Annotated in this window: 1 protein-coding gene; it reads right to left on the bottom strand. The window is 60.7% G+C overall.

What is annotated here, in order from left to right; all coding sequences use genetic code 11:
* Window positions 1-39: 39 nt before the first annotated feature.
* A protein-coding gene (locus IE224_RS20795; RefSeq protein WP_373305596.1) for an IS3 family transposase occupies window positions 40-1,187 on the bottom strand; the annotation gives its coding sequence in 2 pieces (ribosomal slippage) (window positions 40-932 and window positions 932-1,187; 1,149 coding nt in all).
* Window positions 1,188-1,202 lie beyond the last annotated feature (15 nt).

Below are 1,202 nucleotides of genomic sequence, written 5' to 3'. Positions count from 1 at the left end.
TGAGCTACTCCCCGATCCTTGGACAGTTTTCGGGGATGTTTAAGCTACTGCCTGCGCCTGCTGATCGGTTTCGATGGTGTTGAAGTAGACCACGGCGGGCGGCTGCCCGCCATGGGCGGTGTGGGGTCTCCGATGATTATAGAAGGCAATCCATTGGCCGATGGCAGCCTTGGCCTGCGACCCTGTTTCCCAAGCGTGCAGGTAGACGCATTCATACTTGAGGGACCGCCAGAGGCGTTCGATGAAGACGTTGTCGATGCAGCGCCCCTTGCCGTCCATCGAGATCCGAGTGCCAGCGCGCTTCAGCCTGTCCGTCCAAGCAAAAGACGTGAACTGTGAACCTTGGTCCGTATTCATGATCCCCGGCGCGCCGAAGCGGTGGATGGCCTCGTTCAGCGCTTCGACGCAAAAGTCCGCCTCCAGCGTGTTCGATATCCGCCAAGCCAACACCTTGCGGGTGAACCAGTCCATGATGGCGACGAGATACAGGAAGCCGCGCCGCATCGGCAGGTAGGTAATGTCGGCGCACCAGACCTGACCGGGGCGATCGACCCGTAGCCCGCCCAGCAGGTAGGGATAGGTCTTGTGCCCCTTCCTCGGCTTGCTGGTGTTGGGCTTCTGGTAGATCGGCATCAAGCGCATGAGCCGCATCAGCCGTCGGATGCGCTTTTGGTTCACGCCGTGCCCTTCGTTCTGCAGATGCCAGGTCATCTGCCGGACGCCGTAGAAGGGACTGTCGAGGAACTGCTTGTCGATGAGCTGCATCAGGCCGAGGTTCTGCTCCGTCTCTCCGACCGGTTCATGATAGAACGACGAGCGCGAGATCGACAGCAGGCGGCACTGCGCCCCGATCGACAACGCCGGATGGCCCTGCTCAATCATCCCGCGCCTCACTTGCCGGTCCACGGCTTGAGCTTTCGTGACAAAAAATCGTTGGCGACAGCCAGTTCTCCGATCTTGGCATGCAGTGACCGGACCGTCTCCTCATCCACCTCCGCAACAGGCTTTCTGCCACCACGCTCGAAGATGTCCACCGCACCGTCGAGCAGCGCCTTCTTCCATTGATGGATCATCGTCGGATGCACGCCGTATTCGGCCGCCAGCTCCGACACAGTGCGCTCGCCCTTCACGGCCTCAAGCGCCACGCGCGCCTTGAAGCCCGCATCATGGTTTCTGCGTTTCCGCATTCCTGATCTCCTCGT

Source organism: Paracoccus aerius, assembly GCF_014656455.1.
Classification (GTDB): Bacteria; Pseudomonadota; Alphaproteobacteria; order Rhodobacterales; family Rhodobacteraceae; genus Paracoccus; species Paracoccus aerius.
This window is presented reverse-complemented; position numbering and strand designations above follow the sequence as displayed.